We start from the raw sequence: 16,985 nt of genomic DNA, 5'->3' as shown, positions 1-16,985 counted from the left end.
CCCTTATTTCGCGTGATACCACGGCCAGCAGCGACGGCTAATCAGCCGCAGCAACAGGTCGAGCAGAAAGGCCAGCAGCGCGATCCACGCCACGTAGGGCAGAATCACATCCATTGCCAGATAACGCCGCATCAGGAAGATGCGATACCCCAGGCCTTCCGTGGCGGCGATGGCTTCGGCGGCAATCAGAAATAGCCACGCCGACGCCAGCGACAGCCGTACCGCATCCAACAGGCGCGGCATCAGCTGCGGCAGGATCACGCGCCATAAAATCTGTGCGCTGTGCGCGCCGAGCGTCTGCGCTTTCACCAGCTGCTCGCGTGGGATCTTCTGCACCTGCAGTTGCAAATCGCGGGCAATCAGCGGCGTAATGCCGATGACAATCAGCACCACTTTCGATACTTCGCCGAGACCAAAACAGATAAACAGAATCGGCAGAATCGCCAGCGGCGGCACCAACGCAAACAGCGTCACCAGCGGCGCCAGCACCGCACGCACCACCGGCAGCGCGCCGGTGAACAGACCCAGCGCCAGCGCCAATAGCGCGCTGATCGCCACACCACACAGCAAACGCAGCAAACTGGCGGCGGTATCGCTCCACAACAGATATTCGCCGGTGCGCGGGCTGGGCTGAAACGCCATGCGGCTGATGGCGTCGCCCATGGCGTTAAAGCCCGGCAACAGCTTGTCTGCCGCATTCAGACTGAGACGCGCATCCGACGCGAACAGATACACCAGCAGCAGCGCCAGCAGCGGCAGAATGCCCAGCAGCAAGCGCCCCAGCGGCAGCGGTTGGTAGTTGATCAACTTACGCATCGGCATCGCCTCGCTTACAGCTGCCCGGCGGCGGCCATTTTGGTGTACTCATCGGTGAAGCGCAGTTTGAGGTTACCCGCATCGCCCCAATTGCCCGCAGGCGTTGCCACGCCAACCACATCGGCGCTCGGCGCGCCCTCGCCCAGCAAACCGTGCTTAAACGAGAACTCGGCGACCATCTGCATGGTGGCTTTGAGCTGTGGGCTTTGGACGAAGTCGAGGGTGGTTTTGGCATCGCTAAACAGATGCGTGGCGGCCAGCTGCTGGTCAAAGCCCGCCAGATCGGTGCCGGAAGCCTGCGCCATTTGTGTACGTGCCGCTTTAGCGCTGTCGGTTGGGCCGGACATGGTTTTCAACGTTTCATACCATGCGCCGGTCAGCGCTTTGCCGAGCTGCGGATACTTCTGCAACGTGGCGCTGTTGACCACCAGCAGATCGAGTATTTCGCCCGGAATTTGCGCGGAAGAGAAAATCAGATGGCTGTTCGGCTGCTTCTCCGCTTCGGCGAGCAGCGGATTCCAGGTAACGATAGCGTTGACGTCGGCGGTGCCAAACGCCGCCACCAAATCGGCATCGGCGGTGTTCACCACTTTGACGTCTTTCTCGCTCATGCCGGATTTCTCCAGCGCCCGCGCCAGCAGGTAATGCGAAACCGAGAGTTCGACCAGATTGATTGGCTTGCCTTTCAGCGCTGAAAGGTTGCCCGCGCCTTTCAGCAGAATGCCGTCGTTACCGTTGGAGTAATCGCCAACGATCAGCGCCGTGCTATCCACGCCGCCGGTGGCCGGAATGGTCAGTGCATCCATGTTGGTCATGGTGCAACCAGCAAAACCCCCGGCGGTGTATTGATTCACCGACTCGATGTAGTCGTTAACCTGCACAAACTGGATATCGATGCCGTATTTGTCGGCCCATTTTTTGACGATACCGCTCTGCTGCGCGTAATCCCACGGCATCCAGCCCGCGTAGATCGACCAGCAAATCTTAAAGGAGGGTTTGTCGGCGGCCAGCGTGTTGACGCTGAACAGCGTGATGGTGCAAAGCAACAGCAGGCGAAGGCAGGCTTTGATCATGATGGTTCCTCTGGCGTTAACGGACGAAAAAAAAGCAGGAGGCGGCGAGCAACGTTCTCGCTTTCCTCCCGGGCTTTTTTCCCGCCGTGTAACCGTCAGAGGACGGTCGGTCACTCTCGGACCAGCATCTTTCGACCGGAACCCTAGTGACCCATTGCAAATTGTCTGGCGACCTCGGTTGCCCGCTATCGCTCCTGCATCTGCGTTAACACATACAAAATAGATGCCAAGGTTATATCCCGCTGAAAACCATCGGTTATTCACCCACCGCGCGTCGCCGCACTGCTGGCATTGCACAGATAAGCAGCGTGCGCGCACCACCGTGAAGCAGCATGCCGGTGAGGACGTTGACGCTTATCGCAATTCTCAACCGGCACTGAAAAAACTTTTACTTTGCGATCATGTGGTTATTACACATTGATGACACGCCAATCCGAACCAATTAAATATTGGTTCACTTCTTGCCTACGCTAAGAAAGCTGCCGAATTCGCCTTTCATCAGTAAAAGTGCTGGATACGCGGCGATTACCGATCTTTTTCTGATGCATAAGCAGGCGAACCAATTATGAATGACACGCCAGAAACCAGCCGTAACTCCAGCACCGCACTTGAGCAACTGCGCCAGCTGATTCAGCAGCAGGAGCACACGCCCGATCGCGCGCTGCCCACCGAACGTGAGTTAGCCGAGCGGTTTGGCATCGGTCGTCGTGAAATTCGCCGGGCATTAGATGTGCTGGAAGAAGAGGGCCGCATCTGGCGTAAACAGGGCAAAGGCACCTTTGTTGGGCCCTCCGCGCCAGTGCAACCGCTGGTGCTACAGGATCTGCCGCAACAATCGAATCTGCTTGAAGTGATGGAAGCGCGTTTGCAGCTGGAGCCGGGGCTGGCAAGTCTTGCCGCCCTGCGCGCCACCAAAGAACAAATCGCCTTAATGAAACGCCTGCTGGAGCGCATGCACGCCATCACGCCGCCTGAAGATGGCGATCAGCATGAACTGTGGGACAGCGCCTTCCATCGCGCCATCGCCGAAGCGGCGGGCAATCGCCTGATGCTCGGGCTGTTTGATGCCGTCGATGCGGTGCGCCGCGATCCCGGCTGGCAGCATTTGCGGGTGCAGGCGCGTACCCCGGCACGCCTGGATAACTATGACACCCATCATCAGCGGCTGGTGATGCACATCGCCCAGCGCCAGCCCCATGAAGCGGCAGCGGCGATGCGTGAGCATCTGCTTGCGCTGCAACAGGCGCTGATGGAAACGCTCTATTCCCGTCAGGAGGAAGCGCCATGACCGCACATCCCGTTTTATCGCTGCGCAATCTGCGCGTGCAGTTTCGCGGCTCGCCGGTCACGGTACTGGATGATATTTCTCTGGAGCTACAGGCGGGAGAAACGCTGGCGCTGGTCGGTGAATCGGGCTGCGGCAAAAGCATCACCTCACTCACGTTGATGGGTTTGCAGCCTGACAGTGCGCAAATCTTGCAGGGCGACATGCTGTTTGATGGCCGCGATCTGCGCCAACTCAGCAGCAGTGAATACGCCAGCCTGCGTGGCAACCAGTTGGCGATGATTTTTCAGGAACCGATGACCTCGCTTAATCCAGCCTTCACGCTTGGCGATCAGCTGAGCGAAGCGGTGATGCGCCATCGCAAAGTGAGTAAGCGCCAGGCAATGGACGCGGCGCTGGCGATTCTGCAAAAAGTGCAAATTCCAGCAGCGGAACAGCGGCTGAAAGCCTATCCGCATCAGCTCTCCGGCGGCATGCGCCAGCGCGTGATGATTGCCATGGCGCTGATCAACCAGCCAAAACTGTTGATTGCCGATGAACCCACTACCGCGCTCGACGTCACCATTCAGGCGCAAATTCTGGCGCTGTTGAACACCCTAAAACAGGACACTGGCACCGCAGTATTGATGATCACGCATGACCTCGGCGTGGTAGCGGAAGTGGCGCAGCGCGTGGCGGTGATGTATGCCGGTCAGGTGGTGGAGAGCGGCAGCGGGGAGCGTATTTTCAACGATCCGCAGCATCCGTACACCATTGGCCTGATGGGCTCAATTCCCAGCCTGAGCGCGCGTGAAGGTGCGCTGGCCACCATTCCCGGCCAGGTGCCGTTGCCGGAAAACATGCCGGCTGGCTGCCGCTTTGCCACGCGCTGCCCCTTCGCCGAAATACGCTGCCACCAGCATCGTCCGGCGTTGCGCGCACTGGCGAACGATCATCATGTGGCCTGTTTCCGCGCTCCGTTAGAGCAACACGTCACGCTGGGAGAAAGTGCATGAAGCCGATTTTAGAGTGCCGCGATTTAAGCAAAACCTTCTCCACCGGCAACCGGCTGTTTTCACGCAATCGCGGCGTGACGGCGGTCGATCGCGTTGCGCTACAGGTGATGCCGGGCGAAACGCTGGCGATTGTCGGCGAATCCGGTTCCGGTAAATCGACGCTGGGACGTTTGCTGCTGCGTTTATTAGCCGCCAGCGCCGGCGACGTGTTCTATCAGGGCGAAAGCATCACCGATGCCAGCGGCGCGCGACTCAATCAGCTGCGTCGCGAATTGCAGATTATCTTTCAGGATCCGTTTGCCTCGCTCAATCCGCGCATGACGGTGCAGCAGATTGTTGGCGAACCTTTGTGGCTGCATGAAAAGATGAGCCGCGATCAGCGCCACGCGCGCGTCGCCGAACTGCTGCGCACCGTTGGTCTGCCTGCGGCCTGGGCCGAACGTTACCCGCACGAGTTTTCAGGCGGCCAGCGCCAGCGCATTGGTATTGCCCGCGCGCTGGCCTCACAGCCGAAATTACTGCTCGGCGATGAGCCGGTTTCAGCGCTGGATGTGTCCGTGCAGGCGCAGGTGGTGAATCTGCTTGAGAGCCTGAAACAGCAGTTTGGCCTGACGATGCTGATCGTGGCGCACGGTTTGGCGGTAATCCGCCATATGAGCGATCGCGTGGCGGTGATGTATCTCGGTCAGATTGTCGAACTGGCCAGCGTCGATGAGATTTTTGATGCGCCGCTCCATCCTTATACGCAAGCGTTGATTGCCTCCGCGCCACAAATGCAGCCGGGCGTCAGTCGCACCATCCCAATGCTGCAGGGTGATTTGCCCAACCCTGCAGATCCCCCGAGCGGCTGCCGTTTTCATACCCGTTGTCCCTATGCCACAGCGGAATGTCGCCAGTTTGAACCGATTAATCAGGTGCTGAGCGGCGGCCGTCAAATTGCCTGTCACCGCTGGCAGGAGATTAATCGCGATCGCAGCGTCATCACCCTTGCGCCACCTTCCGCCGCTTTTTTACGTCGCCGCGCCCTGTTTGAGCAGGCGGTGAATCAGCAAGCCTAACCTCTGGAGATACACCGTGAAGCAAGCTCGTCATACGTTATTAACCGCCCTCAGCGGTCTGTTACTGCTCGGGGCTAGCGCCCACAGCCAGGCTGACAGCGTGATTCGCATCGGCCTGGGCGCCGATCCCGACATGCTCGATCCGCATCTGGCGCGCACCTATTACGGCCGTTTTGTGTTTGCGGCCATGTGCGATCGTTTGGTCGATGTTGACCAAAACCTCAAAGTGGTACCGGGTCTGGCGACCGATTGGGCGTGGAGCGAGGACGGCAAAACGCTGACCATGAATCTGCGCAGCGGCGTGACCTTCCACGATGGCGAAAAATTTGATGCGCAAGCGGTGAAATTCAACATCGAACGTGCGCAAACGCTACCGGGTTCGCTGCGTAAAAGTGAAATCTCCTCGATTGAAAGCGTGGAAGTGAGCGGCCCGATGCAGGTGAAGTTCCACCTGAAAAACCCGGATGCGGCGCTGCTGAGCCAACTGACCGACCGCGCCGGAGCCATGCTGGCACCGGAAGCGGCGAAAAAGCCCGATTTCGCCGCTCATCCGGTCTGCTCTGGCCCGTATCAGTTCGACAGCCGTGTTCAGCAGGATCGCATCGTGCTGAAGCGCTATGACAATTACTGGAATAAAGGCGCCTATCACTTCGATAAGGTGATTTTCCTGCCGATCCCGGATGCTTCAGTGCGCCTCGCGAACCTGCGTGCGGGCGATTTGGATCTCACCGAAGGCGTGGCCGCCAGCGATGTGAAAACCGTTGAAGCCGATAGCAAACTGGCGCTGGCAAAAGTCACAGGTCTTGGTTATCAGGGCATCACTTTCAATATCAAAAACGGCAAAGTCGATGCTAATAGTCCGCTGAAAGATGCGCGGGTGCGTGAAGCGTTCTCACTGGCGATTGACCGTGATGCGCTGAATCAGGTGGCGTTTGAAGGCTTATATACGCCAGCCAATCAGGCGTTTTCACCGGTCAGCGCGTATCACGTCAAAACACCGATCGCACCGCGCGATGTTGAGAAAGCCAAAGCACTGCTGAAGGCTGCGGGTGTTACCACACCGCTGAATCTGACGCTGCTGGTCAGCAATAACCCGACCGCGCAGCAGGTGGGCCAGGTGATTCAGGCGATGGTCGGTGAAGCCGGTTTCAACCTCAATCTGCAAATGAGTGAGTTCGCCACGCTGTTGGATCGCCAGCAGCGCGGGGATTATCAGCTTAGCCTGTCGGGTTGGTCTGGTCGTCCGGATCCGGACGGCAGCATCTATTCGTTTATTAACAGCAAAGGCACGCTCAATGACGGACGCTACAGCAATGCGCAGGTCGATGAGTGGCTGAATGCCGCGCGTCTCACCAACGACCAGGCACAGCGTCAGGCGCTCTACACCCAGGTGGTGAACCAACTGCAAAGCGATATGCCGATTGCTTACCTCTACTTTGAGCCACGCATTTTTGGCATGTCGAAAAAACTGCAGGGCTTCAAAGCCTGGCCGGACGGATTGGTACGTTTGGCTGGCGTAAGTCTGGCGCAGTAAACCGCTAAGGAGCGAGGATGCTGGAACTGATTGTAAAACGGCTATTGCTGGCCATTCCGACGCTGCTGCTGGTGAGCATTATGGTGTTCGCACTGCAAAAGCTGCTGCCGGGCGATCCGGTGCTGGCGATGGCGGGCGAAGAGCGCGATCCAGCGGTTATCGCCCAGCTGCGGGCGGAATATCATCTGGACGATCCGATTCCCGCGCAATATTTCGCCTGGATGGGTAATGCGCTAACCGGCGATTTGGGCATGTCGCTGCGCACCAAAGAGCCGGTGACGGCGCTGATCGCCAGCAAATTGCCGGTCACGCTGGAATTGTCATTGCTGGCGATGATTATCGCGCTGGTGATTGGCATCAGCATGGGCATCATCGCCGCGATGCGCAAAGACAGTTGGGTCGATCACACCACCAACTTTGTCGCGCTTTCCGGGATTTCAGTGCCTCACTTCTGGCTCGGTATTCTGCTGATTCTGCTGTTCTCAGTACACCTGCAATGGCTGCCGGCATCGGGTTTTGTGCCGGTTAGCGAAGATGTGGCGCAGAACCTGAAAACGCTGCTGCTGCCGGCGCTGGTGCTTGGCACCGGACTGGCCGCCACGTTAATGCGCCACACTCGCGCTTCAATGATCGCCGTGCTGAAAGCGGATTACATTCGCACCGCACGCGCCAAAGGGCTGCTGGCAAAGAAAGTGGTGCTCAAGCATGCGTTGCGTAATGCGCTGATGCCGATAGTTACTCTCACCACGCTGCTGTTTGGCGAGTTGCTGGGTGGCGCGGTGCTGACCGAGCAGGTCTTCACGCTGCCCGGCTTTGGCAAGATGATTGTCGATGCGGTATTCAACCGTGATTACGCCGTGGTGCAAGGCGTGGTGCTGGTGGTGGCGATTGGCTTCTTGCTGCTCAATCTGCTGGCTGATGTGCTCTATCTGATCATTAACCCGAAAATGCGAGGCTGACCATGAGCGAGGTATTAACCGCTGGCGCACTGCCTGCAGTGGCAAAGCCGAATCGTCGGGTGCTGAAAAAGTTCCTGCGTAATAAAAGTGCGCTGATTGGTGCGGTGATTGTGCTGCTGTTTGTCGCCGTGGCGCTGCTGGCACCGTGGCTGGCACCGTTTGATCCCATCAAAGCCAATTTCCTTGCGGTGCGTAAAGCACCTACGGTGCTGCACTGGTTTGGCACCGATGAGCTGGGGCGCGATATTTTGTCTCGCCTGGTGTGGGGCGCCCGTACTTCGCTGCTGGCGGGCTGCATTTCGGTGCTGATCGCCATTCTGATTGGTGTGCCGCTTGGGTTGATTGCCGGTTACTGGCAAGGCTGGTGCGACGGCATTATTTCGCGCTTTATCGAAGCGCTGCTGGCATGCCCGTTTCTGATTCTGGCAATCGCGCTGGGAGCGTTTCTCGGCCCGAGCTTATCAAATGCAATGATTGCCATCGGTTTATCTGCGATGCCGATTTTCGCGCGCTTGACGCGCGGCCAGGTGATCGCCATTCGCCACGAAGAGTACATTGACGGCGCGCGAGCGATTGGCCTGCCCGATCGCTGGATCATCCTGCGTTACGTGCTGCCCAATGTGCTATCGCCAATTCTGGTGCAGGCCACGCTGGCGATTGCTTCGGCGATTATTACCGAAGCCAGCCTCTCATTCCTTGGCCTCGGCCAGCAACCGCCCTCGCCTTCATGGGGTGCGATGCTGAATACCGCCAAAGGCTTTCTCGAACAGGCGCCGTGGATGTCGATTTTCCCCGGCCTGGCTATTTTTCTCACTGTGCAGGGCTTCAACCTGCTGGGCGACGGTTTGCGCGACGCGCTCGACCCACGTGATGACTCACACTAAGGAACGATCATGAGTGAACTGGATTTTAACGTCAGCTATGCCTCACACCGCGTACCGATGATGGGACGCAACGCGGTTGCCACTTCGCAGCCGCTGGCGGCGCAGGCCGGGATGCGTATGTTGCAACAGGGCGGCAATGCGGTAGATGCGGCGATTGCCAGTGCAATGGCGTTGACCGTGCTGGAGCCTAGCGGCAACGGACTCGGCAGTGACGCCTTTGCGATTATCTGGGATGGCAAACAGCTGCACGGTTTGAATGCCTCGGGCCGCTCGCCCGCCGCATGGAACCCGGAACGCTTTGCCGGGCGCGATGCCATGCCGGAAATTGGCTGGGAAGCGGTCACCGTGCCGGGCGCGGTTTCGGCGTGGGTGGAGCTGGCCGAACGCTTTGCCAAGCTACCACTCACCACGTTAGCGCAACCGGCCATTGAATACGCGCGCGATGGTTTCCCGGTTTCACCGCTGATTGGTCATCTGTGGCAGCGCGCCTACCACAAGCTGAAAGATCAGCCCGGCTTCGTCGAGTGCTTTGCGCCCGATGGACGACCGCCGCGTGCCGGCGAGCTGTTCCGTAATCCGGCGCAAGCCGAAACGCTGCAAAAAATCGCCGAAACGCGCGGTGAGGCCTTCTATCGTGGCGAGCTGGCTGAAAAGATAGTGGCGTTTGCTGAGCAGCATGGTGCGGCGCTGAGCCTTGATGATCTGAAAAATCATCGCGCCGACTGGGTAGAATTGTTATCGCGCCCGTTTGCGGGCGGATCGGTGCAGGAACTGCCGCCGAACGGTCAGGGCATTGCCACCCTGATTGCGCTGGGCATTCTTGAGCAGTGGGATATTGGTCGCTATGAACCGGATTCGGTGCCGTGGCTGCATCTGTCGATTGAAGCGATGAAGCTGGCGCTGGCCGATCTGGATCGCTATGTCAGCGATTACGATCACCTCGAGTTTCCGGCAGAATTGCTTCTCAGTGATGAGTATTTAAAACAGCGCGCGCAGTTGATTAATCCCGATCGGGCCGGAGATTTTACCTTTGGCTCCCCGCAGCAGAGCGGCACGGTTTATCTTTCTACCGCGGATGCCAGCGGCATGATGGTGTCCTTTATACAGTCAAACTACATGGGCTTCGGTTCTGGCGTAGTGGTGCCGGGCACCGGCATTAGCCTGCAAAATCGTGGCTGCGGTTTCTCACTCGATCCGCAGCATCCCAATGTGGTCGCCGGCGGCAAACGTCCGTTCCACACCATCATTCCGGCATTTGCCCTCGACGGTGACGGCCAGCCGCTGATGTCGTTTGGCGTGATGGGCGGCCCGATGCAGGCGCAAGGTCATTTGCAGATGGCGCTGCGTATCATGCAGCATAAGCAAAACCCGCAGGCAGCGATTGATGCACCGCGCTGGCGCGTTGAGCAAGGACGTGCGGTGGTGGTTGAACCCGGCATCGACCGTAACGTGCTGGCGAAGCTGCGCGAGATGGGGCACCAGATCACGCTGGAAGATCCTTTGCTTGGCTATAACTTCGGCGGTGCGCAGGCGATTGTGCGCGATCCGCAAGGCTTCTATATCGCCGCCACTGAAAGCCGTAAGGATGGGCAGGCGCTGGTGTTTTGATTTAACGTGTTAAAACGGTCACCATTATCGGTGACCCTGGAATTCCGCCATTTCCTTATCGGGTGCGCATTTATGCGCACCAGGCAAACGCCGCCCGTTGTACCCGTCAGGCCATTGCACTATTCTTTAGGACCATTCCCATCGAATCGAATTAGCCATAACAGGAGTTCATCATGGCGTCAGGAATTTCTCGCATCTGGATGCGTACCGGCATGCTGATGGTCAGCGCGTTAGTGGTGCTGCAACTCACAGCCTGCGGTGACAAAGAGGGCGATCAGCGTAAAGCGTTCAGTGACTTCCTTCAGAACACGGTGATGCGCAGTGGCGAACATCTGCCAAGCCTGAGTGAAAACCAAAAGCAAACCTTCGGCAACTACGCCAGCGACTACGCCATCCTTTATGGCTTCTCGCAGCAGACCAATCAGGCGATTGAGCAAGGCATGCGCCCGGTGGTTGATGAGTTAGCGGCGATTCGTGTACCGCAGGATTACCTCACGCGTCGCGATAGCTTGCGCCAGGCCAGCGGCAATCTGAGCGTGCTGACCCAGCAGATTCAGAGCGCCAAAATGCAGGCGGACAGCAGCAAAGCCACCCTGAAGCAGCCGGATGATCTGAAGAAAGTGTATGACGCGGCCTACGTCAAAGTCGTGACGCAGCCAGCGAGCACGCTGATTCCGCTGCTGCCACAGCTGCAGGCGCTGAGCCAGGCAGCCGTGCAAACCGGCGACTATCTGCAATCGCAAGGCACGCGCGTAACCTTCAACGATGGCGGTGTACAGTTCCCAACCCAGGATCAGGCAACGCAATACAACACGCTGATGAGCAATCTCTCCAGCAACGCGCAAGCGCTGACGCAAGCGCAAAATGCGGTGCAAGGCGGGTTGTAACAGCCGAACTATTTTAGTGGTCGCCATCAATGGCGACCCTGAAAGTCTGTTATCCCTTTTCAGAATTTCGTCACTTCCTTACAGCTCACTTATCTGCTGCAGCATATTGTGATCTGGCGCATTTTCGACCACAAATAGTTTGTGACATTGATCACACTTACACAATAAAGCGCCCACTTCAAAAGGTGACTTAAGTCACATTCATCGCCTTGTTTTGCTTAATTTTTCGGCACCGTTGCTTTCTTACAGCGCCTTTTTGTGATCGATGTCACCTTATTGCCCCCCAATCACCCCAGCTTAGCGTGATCTGCATCACACTTAGGTGCAGCTCTACGCAGCGTAATAAACTAGTGCTAGAGTCCGCGTGCATACAGTAATGCCACGGCCCCCGCCGTAACGTTCAAACAAAAACAAACGCGCTCTCTTATTGCAGCGCGTCTCAATAAGGGGTGGGTTTATGTCCTCATCAGTAAAGGTCAAGGTTCAGAGCTTTGGTCGCTTTCTGAGTAATATGGTGATGCCTAACATCGGTGCGTTTATCGCATGGGGTATCATCACTGCGCTGTTCATCCCAACCGGATGGATTCCAAACGAAACGCTGGCGAAACTCGTCGGCCCAATGATCACCTACCTGCTGCCACTGCTGATTGGTTTCACCGGTGGCCGTCTGGTTGGCGGCGATCGCGGTGGCGTGGTCGGTGCGATCACCACCATGGGCGTGATCGTCGGTGCCGATATGCCGATGTTCCTCGGCTCCATGATTGCCGGTCCGCTGGGCGGCTGGGCAATCAAATCCTTTGACCGCGTTGTTGATGGCAAGATCAAAAGCGGCTTCGAGATGCTGGTTAACAACTTCTCGGCCGGTATCATCGGTATGCTGCTGGCGCTGCTGGCGTTTGTCGCTATCGGTCCACTGGTTGAAGGCCTGTCACACATTCTCGCCGCGGGCGTGAATCTGATGGTGCAGAACAACCTGCTGCCGCTGACCTCAATCTTTGTTGAACCGGCGAAAATCCTGTTCCTCAATAACGCCATCAACCACGGTATCTTCTCTCCGCTGGGTATCCAGCAGGCGAGCGAGGCGGGCAAATCAATCTTCTTCCTGATTGAAGCCAACCCTGGTCCGGGTATGGGCGTGCTGGTTGCCTACATGGTATTTGGCCGCGGTAGCGCCAAACAATCTGCAGGCGGTGCAGCGATCATCCACTTCCTTGGTGGTATCCACGAAATTTACTTCCCATACGTGCTGATGGCGCCGCGTCTGTTGCTGGCGGTTATTCTCGGCGGTATGACTGGCGTATTCACCCTGACACTGCTGAACGGCGGCCTGGTCTCTCCGGCTTCTCCAGGTTCCATACTGGCGGTGCTGGCGATGACGCCAAAAGGCGCTTACTTCGCGAATATCGCTGCCATTATCGCTGCGTTTGCCGTCTCCTTTGTGGTCTCAGCTATCCTGCTGAAAACCAGCAAAGTGAAAGAAGATGACGATATCGAAGCGGCGACACAGCGCATGCAGGATATGAAAGCGCAGTCAAAAGGTCAGGCTGTTGCCGGTTCGCCAGTTGCTGGCGATGCGATGAGCGTTGACCTGAACCACGTGCGTAAAATCATCGTAGCCTGTGACGCCGGTATGGGTTCAAGTGCGATGGGTGCGGGCGTGCTGCGTAAGAAAGTGCAGGACGCAGGTCTGAGCAATATCTCCGTCACCAACACGGCGATTAACTCGCTGCCGGGCGACGTCGATCTGGTGATTACCCACCGCGATCTGACCGAACGTGCGATGCGTCAGGCACCGCAGGCGCAGCACATTTCGCTGAACAACTTCCTTGATAGCGCGCTGTACAGCAACCTGACCGAACGTCTGGTGGCCGCTAACCGCAGCGAAGCGCGTCGTGAAACCGTGCAGACCACGCTGGCTGACAGCTACGACGAAGGCAACGCGCACCTGTTCAAACTGGGTGCAGACAACGTGTTCCTCGGTTTGAGTGCCACCCATAAAGAGCAGGCGATTCGCTTTGCGGGTGAGCAGCTGGTGAAAGGCGGCTACGTGCAGCCGGAATATGTTGATGCGATGCTGGAACGCGAAAAGCTGACGCCAACTTACCTCGGTGAATCCATTGCTGTACCTCACGGAACCGTAGAAGCGAAAGACCGCGTGCTGAAAACCGGCGTGGTGTTCTGTCAGTATCCGGCGGGCGTACAGTTTGGTGATGAGCCAGAAGACGTGGCGCGTTTGGTGATTGGTATCGCCGCTCGCAATAACGAGCACATTCAGGTGATTACCAGCCTGACCAACGCGCTGGATGATGACAGCGTGATTGAGAAGCTGGCCAATACCACCAGCGTGCAGGACGTGTTGGATCTGCTCTCGGGCAGCACCGTCAAAGCGTAATACCCCGTTTTACCTTCCCTGGGGCGGGTAAGCCCGTCCCACATTTCCGGGGCGGACTTGCCCGCCCTTTCGTCATTTGATATGGGTCAAATTTATGAAAGCGTTACATTTTGGAGCAGGTAACATCGGTCGCGGTTTTATCGGTAAGTTACTGGCAGATGCCGGCATCGAGCTGGTGTTTGCTGACGTCAATCAGGTGGTACTTGATGCCCTTAACGCCCGTCATGAGTATCCGGTTCATGTGGTTGGCGAACAGGCAAAAGTCGAAATCGTAACAGGCGTGAGCGCCGTTAACAGCACCAGCGATGACATCGTTACGCTGATTGCTGAGGTTGATATCGTGACCACGGCGGTTGGTCCGCAGATTCTGGAGCGCATCGCCGGTGGCGTCGCGAAAGGTCTGGCCAAACGCAGCGACAGCGGTAATGTGCGTCCACTCAACATCATCGCCTGTGAAAACATGGTGCGCGGTACCAGCCAGCTGAAACAGCACGTGCTAAAAGCGCTGCCAGAGCAGTATCACGCATGGGTTGAAACGCATGTTGGCTTCGTGGATTCCGCGGTAGACCGCATCGTGCCGCCGTCCGAAGCGGGCACCACCGATCCGCTGGAAGTGACAGTTGAAACCTTCAGCGAGTGGATTGTTGATAAAACCCAGTTCAAAGGGGAATTGCCGAACATTCCTGGCATGGAATTGACCGACAACCTGATGGCATTCGTTGAGCGCAAGCTGTTCACTCTCAATACCGGTCACGCCATCACCGCGTATCTCGGCCAGCTGGCTGGTCACGCTACCATTCGTGACGCGATTCTCGATGAGAACGTGCGTGCGGTAGTGCAAGGCGCGATGCAGGAGAGCGGCGCCGTGCTGATCAAGCGTTATGGTTTTGAAGCCGATAAACATGCTGCCTATATCCAGAAAATCCTCACCCGCTTCGAAAACCCGTACCTGAAAGATGACGTTGAGCGCGTCGGTCGTCAGCCGCTGCGTAAACTCAGCGCGGGCGATCGCCTGATCAAGCCAACGCTGGGCACGCTGGAGTATCAGCTGCCGCACGATAATCTGGTTCAGGGCATTGCCGCCGCGATGCACTATCGCAGCGAAGCCGATCCGCAGGCGCAGGAACTGGTCGCGCTGCTGGCAGAAAAAGGCCCGCAAGCCGCGCTGGCGGAAATTTCTGGCCTGGATGCCAACAGCGAAGTGGTCACCTCAGTGGTGAGCGCTTACAACGCTATGGCATAATGCGCGCCCTTTAGTGGTTAACTCGGGCGCGCTTGCGTGCCCGCTGGCGGTAGCTGAACGATGCAGGCAATGATGGAAGAGAAGCAGGCTTTTGAAAACCGGGTGCTTGAGCGCCTGAACGCCGGTCGTTCGGTGAGAAGCTTCCTGATCGCCGCCGTTGAGCTGCTGACCGAAGCGGTTAACCTGCTGGTGCTGCAAGTGTTTCGCAAGGACGATTACGCGGTTAAATACGCGGTAGAACCGCTGCTGCTGGGTGATGGTCCGCTGGGCGAACTCTCGGTTCGCCTCAAGCTGATTTACGGCCTGGGCGTGATCAACCGGCATGAGTACGAAGATTGTGAACTGCTGCTGGCGCTGCGTGAGGAGCTGAATCACGACATCAGCGATTATCGTTTTACCGATGATGAGATCCTCGGCCCGTTTGGCGAACTGCACTGCGTGGCCGCCTGGCCATCGCAGCCAGACTTCAACCGTGACGACGACCAACTGCGCTCCATGCAGCAACAGCGCTATCTGCAGATGGTGCGTTCAACCATGGTGCTGTCGCTCACCGAGCTGATTTCACGGATTTCGCATAAGCAGGTGTTTAAAAAGCCTGCGCTGTAGTTTTTGTATGAACAAGCGCGCTGAAGCGTGCCGCTGCGGATAAATGCGCGTGAGGCATCTACGTCTTAAATCAGCACGCATTGTCGCAGCGCGATTTATCGCGCGAAGTCATGCGCTGCAAAGTTGCCTGAATTTGATGTATCCTTTGCCTGTTTTCCTTAACGAGTTTTCCCCCAATGAAAGAACAAGAAAAAGCCGAGATCAAACTTCTGAGCGATCAGCTCGATGCGCTCAACCGCAAAGAAGCCCCGCTGTTAGCCTCTGGCGATGCCGAAAAGCTCGGTGAACTGCTGCGTGAAAAAGAGAAGCTGGAGCTGGAAATTGAGCGCCTGCGCGGTGTGCGCACCGAGAAGCTGAGCAAAGAAGCGCAACAGCTGCAGAAGCTGGGCTTTAGCCGCGAAATCACCAAAAAAGAACAAGCCAACATGGGCGCATTCAAGAAAAGCGTGCGCGGCCTGGTGGTGGTACACCCAATGACCGCGCTCGGACGTGAGATGGGACTGAAAGTGATGACCGGCTACGCGAAGCAGCCGTTCTAATCTTGACTTACGCGGCGTGTGAAACGTCGCGTAGGATGCCCGCCGCCTGATGAACTTGTTCATTCAGACTGTCCAGCAAGGCATAACGACGGCGATACTCGGCGCGCTTCTTGCTGGCAATCTCTTCCAAATCTTTACGCTCCGCGCGTAACGGCAACGTAAATAGCTCATCGCCACGCGCCACGCCACCCAACGACAACCAAAACTCGCTGTAGCTGGCAAAGAACTTATCACCTTTACTGTGACGGTAGCGCAGGCTGCGAAACACGTGCGTGGTATCGCCAACGGCGGTGATCGCCTCAACGCCACACTGTTCCGCCAGATTAAATACTACTTCCATCAGCAGGCGTTTTGGGAATACGCCGTGCGCCGCTTTGGTGGCATCGCGAATCACATCGTTAGAAATATGCTTACGCGGCCCCTGCAATCCACCAATTAATAACGTGCGCTTCTGCTGTTCGCGAATAATTGAGAAAGAGAGCGACGCAATTAACTGCGTTTCATAGCGCAATTCCAAAGTAATTTCACCTTCACGGTCAAAGCGGCCCGGACAGCAGTGAATCACATACGTCTCATCATTTTTGCCGCTCAGGGTGGCCAGTAAATTATCACCCGGACTCTGCAACAGCTGACGCAGCGCCGCATTATCTAACTGATCCATCAACGTATAGTGATCGATGATCGCCTGTGCGCGCTGCGCCACGCTGAATCCCGCACGCAGATAAGGACGATGTGGCTTCGCCGGCAGCAAACCCTGCATGGTCAGCAGCTGTGGTAACGCAGATAATTGCGCCAACTGGTGCAGGTAATTAAAGGTAGTTACAGGAAAGACCAGCGATCTTAAGGCAAATTTCGCGCGAAATCTTCCGCTATTCCATAATTTATTTGGCCTGAACTTTCCGCTTATTAACGGCAAAAATAGCGGTGCTGACGAATCATTATTCGTCACAGAAGTTGTGATAGTAGACATGATTATTTAGGCTTGGCGAGACAAATTATCGCCACTATATGCCCCAAATTATCAACGGCAGGTTAATAGCTTTCGCAGCGGAATAGTCGTGTGCGGGAATATTCAGGTCGTTTAGCAAGGGTTTATAAAGGCGAAA

General features: G+C 57.0%; 15 protein-coding genes and 1 riboswitch. Of the genes, 12 read left to right on the top strand and 3 right to left on the bottom strand.

Annotated features, from left to right (window positions below; genetic code table 11):
* Positions 1–3 precede the first annotated feature (3 nt).
* Together ACYAC5_RS00630 and ACYAC5_RS00625 are read right to left on the bottom strand one after the other, a co-directional pair.
* Positions 4–816 (bottom strand): ABC transporter permease, encoded by an 813-nt coding sequence (locus ACYAC5_RS00630; RefSeq protein ID WP_462062232.1) that lies wholly within the window; start codon positions 814–816, stop codon positions 4–6.
* Between the two features lie 14 nt (positions 817–830).
* Positions 831–1,889 carry a putative urea ABC transporter substrate-binding protein gene (locus tag ACYAC5_RS00625; protein ID WP_061719325.1) on the bottom strand — a complete coding sequence of 353 codons (1,059 nt, stop codon included), beginning with the start codon at positions 1,887–1,889 and terminating at the stop codon, positions 831–833.
* 63 nt (positions 1,890–1,952) lie between these two features.
* Positions 1,953–2,047: riboswitch (guanidine-I (ykkC/yxkD leader) on the bottom strand.
* A 407-nt stretch (positions 2,048–2,454) separates the two neighbouring features.
* Between ACYAC5_RS00625 and ACYAC5_RS00620 the strand changes: the two genes are divergently transcribed.
* The 12 genes from ACYAC5_RS00620 to ACYAC5_RS00565 all read left to right on the top strand — a co-directional run bounded on the left by ACYAC5_RS00620 (position 2,455) and on the right by ACYAC5_RS00565 (position 15,879).
* Positions 2,455–3,177, top strand: coding sequence for a FadR/GntR family transcriptional regulator (locus ACYAC5_RS00620; RefSeq protein WP_101763815.1), 723 nt, complete (start codon positions 2,455–2,457; stop codon positions 3,175–3,177).
* Complete coding sequence (locus tag ACYAC5_RS00615; protein WP_462062229.1) at positions 3,174–4,169, top strand: ABC transporter ATP-binding protein; 996 nt, start codon at positions 3,174–3,176, stop codon at positions 4,167–4,169. The genes ACYAC5_RS00620 and ACYAC5_RS00615 overlap by 4 nt, the downstream gene beginning before the upstream one ends.
* A complete protein-coding gene (locus ACYAC5_RS00610) occupies positions 4,166–5,227 on the top strand; it encodes an ABC transporter ATP-binding protein (RefSeq protein ID WP_462062228.1) in 1,062 nt (353 codons plus the stop codon). The genes ACYAC5_RS00615 and ACYAC5_RS00610 overlap by 4 nt, the downstream gene beginning before the upstream one ends.
* Positions 5,228–5,243: 16 nt before the next feature.
* On the top strand, positions 5,244–6,761 hold the full coding sequence (locus ACYAC5_RS00605) for an ABC transporter substrate-binding protein (RefSeq protein ID WP_277974340.1): 1,518 nt from the start codon (positions 5,244–5,246) through the stop codon (positions 6,759–6,761).
* Between the two features lie 17 nt (positions 6,762–6,778).
* Complete coding sequence (locus ACYAC5_RS00600) at positions 6,779–7,720, top strand: ABC transporter permease (protein WP_277974339.1); 942 nt, start codon at positions 6,779–6,781, stop codon at positions 7,718–7,720.
* A 2-nt stretch (positions 7,721–7,722) separates the two neighbouring features.
* Positions 7,723–8,604, top strand: a complete 882-nt coding sequence (locus ACYAC5_RS00595; protein ID WP_101763820.1) for an ABC transporter permease — start codon at positions 7,723–7,725, stop codon at positions 8,602–8,604.
* Between the two features lie 9 nt (positions 8,605–8,613).
* The gene (locus tag ACYAC5_RS00590; protein WP_462062226.1) at positions 8,614–10,212 is read left to right on the top strand and encodes a gamma-glutamyltransferase family protein; all 1,599 of its coding nucleotides are present in this window, start codon (positions 8,614–8,616) and stop codon (positions 10,210–10,212) included.
* A 173-nt stretch (positions 10,213–10,385) separates the two neighbouring features.
* Positions 10,386–11,099 carry a DUF3053 domain-containing protein gene (locus ACYAC5_RS00585; RefSeq protein ID WP_110867877.1) on the top strand — a complete coding sequence of 238 codons (714 nt, stop codon included), beginning with the start codon at positions 10,386–10,388 and terminating at the stop codon, positions 11,097–11,099.
* Positions 11,100–11,556: 457 nt separating this feature from the next.
* Positions 11,557–13,491, top strand: a complete 1,935-nt coding sequence (locus ACYAC5_RS00580; RefSeq protein ID WP_101763823.1) for a PTS mannitol transporter subunit IICBA — start codon at positions 11,557–11,559, stop codon at positions 13,489–13,491.
* A 94-nt stretch (positions 13,492–13,585) separates the two neighbouring features.
* Entirely contained in the window at positions 13,586–14,734 is a 1,149-nt protein-coding gene (mtlD, locus tag ACYAC5_RS00575; protein WP_462062224.1) for a mannitol-1-phosphate 5-dehydrogenase, read from the top strand.
* A gap of 60 nt (positions 14,735–14,794) precedes the next feature.
* The gene (gene mtlR, locus ACYAC5_RS00570; protein ID WP_199559727.1) at positions 14,795–15,340 is read left to right on the top strand and encodes a mannitol operon repressor MtlR; all 546 of its coding nucleotides are present in this window, start codon (positions 14,795–14,797) and stop codon (positions 15,338–15,340) included.
* Positions 15,341–15,516: 176 nt separating this feature from the next.
* The gene (locus ACYAC5_RS00565) at positions 15,517–15,879 is read left to right on the top strand and encodes a YibL family ribosome-associated protein (protein WP_007893377.1); all 363 of its coding nucleotides are present in this window, start codon (positions 15,517–15,519) and stop codon (positions 15,877–15,879) included.
* Between the two features lie 7 nt (positions 15,880–15,886).
* Here ACYAC5_RS00565 and ACYAC5_RS00560 read toward each other — a convergent pair whose 3' ends face one another.
* Complete coding sequence (locus ACYAC5_RS00560) at positions 15,887–16,849, bottom strand: VirK/YbjX family protein (RefSeq protein ID WP_462062222.1); 963 nt, start codon at positions 16,847–16,849, stop codon at positions 15,887–15,889.
* Positions 16,850–16,985: the final 136 nt, after the last annotated feature.

Source organism: Pantoea sp. y20 (assembly GCF_054903455.1).
Note: the sequence above shows the minus strand (reverse complement) of the source record. Positions and strands in the feature narration are given on the sequence as shown.

Bases quoted from the DNA above. Each gene is read 5' to 3' on its own strand.
- ACYAC5_RS00630 (WP_462062232.1), bottom strand. From the start codon at position 816: ATGCGTAAGTTGATCAACTACCAACCGCTGCCGCTGGGGCGCTTGCTG.
- ACYAC5_RS00625 (WP_061719325.1), bottom strand. From the start codon at position 1,889: ATGATCAAAGCCTGCCTTCGCCTGCTGTTGCTTTGCACCATCACGCTG.
- ACYAC5_RS00620 (WP_101763815.1), top strand. From the start codon at position 2,455: ATGAATGACACGCCAGAAACCAGCCGTAACTCCAGCACCGCACTTGAG.
- ACYAC5_RS00615 (WP_462062229.1), top strand. From the start codon at position 3,174: ATGACCGCACATCCCGTTTTATCGCTGCGCAATCTGCGCGTGCAGTTT.
- ACYAC5_RS00610 (WP_462062228.1), top strand. From the start codon at position 4,166: ATGAAGCCGATTTTAGAGTGCCGCGATTTAAGCAAAACCTTCTCCACC.
- ACYAC5_RS00600 (WP_277974339.1), top strand. From the start codon at position 6,779: ATGCTGGAACTGATTGTAAAACGGCTATTGCTGGCCATTCCGACGCTG.
- ACYAC5_RS00595 (WP_101763820.1), top strand. From the start codon at position 7,723: ATGAGCGAGGTATTAACCGCTGGCGCACTGCCTGCAGTGGCAAAGCCG.
- ACYAC5_RS00590 (WP_462062226.1), top strand. From the start codon at position 8,614: ATGAGTGAACTGGATTTTAACGTCAGCTATGCCTCACACCGCGTACCG.
- ACYAC5_RS00585 (WP_110867877.1), top strand. From the start codon at position 10,386: ATGGCGTCAGGAATTTCTCGCATCTGGATGCGTACCGGCATGCTGATG.
- ACYAC5_RS00580 (WP_101763823.1), top strand. From the start codon at position 11,557: ATGTCCTCATCAGTAAAGGTCAAGGTTCAGAGCTTTGGTCGCTTTCTG.
- mtlD (WP_462062224.1), top strand. From the start codon at position 13,586: ATGAAAGCGTTACATTTTGGAGCAGGTAACATCGGTCGCGGTTTTATC.
- mtlR (WP_199559727.1), top strand. From the start codon at position 14,795: ATGCAGGCAATGATGGAAGAGAAGCAGGCTTTTGAAAACCGGGTGCTT.
- ACYAC5_RS00565 (WP_007893377.1), top strand. From the start codon at position 15,517: ATGAAAGAACAAGAAAAAGCCGAGATCAAACTTCTGAGCGATCAGCTC.
- ACYAC5_RS00560 (WP_462062222.1), bottom strand. From the start codon at position 16,849: ATGTCTACTATCACAACTTCTGTGACGAATAATGATTCGTCAGCACCG.